This is a genomic window from Paraburkholderia sp. UYCP14C (genome assembly GCF_004197395.1).
Taxonomy (GTDB): domain Bacteria; phylum Pseudomonadota; class Gammaproteobacteria; order Burkholderiales; family Burkholderiaceae; genus Paraburkholderia.
Window position 1 is genome coordinate 1 of sequence record NZ_SELS01000390.1, and the last position, 293, is coordinate 293.

Here is a 293-nt window from a genome sequence, read left to right on the forward strand (position 1 = left end):
GTTCCGTCCGTTTTCTGAACAGATCCGTGTCCTCTCCGCAATTGCGCCGCGAACAATTTAACGTGACAGCGCCGAAATCGGCCTCGTCGCAACTAAGACAACAAACGGCGGGTTTGTCGGGTTTGAATGTAGGCCCACGTAAAAAAATTACGTTGGCTGACCGGCGGGCGCGAATGTGGGCGGAAACGAGTGAATTGGTATGAAACTCGCGTTTATAAGGGCGGCCTCAAAAGCGAGGTGCAACACTTATCTCGTATAAGGTGTTGCAATGCCCGACAAAACTACTTCTACTT

1 protein-coding gene is annotated in these 293 nt (G+C 50.9%); it reads left to right on the plus strand.

Going from position 1 to position 293, the window contains the following annotated elements; translation table 11 throughout:
• Window positions 1-203: hypothetical protein (locus tag EVC45_RS46525; RefSeq protein ID WP_211193627.1), on the plus strand; the 203-nt coding region annotated here is incomplete at its 5' end.
• Window positions 204-293: the final 90 nt, after the last annotated feature.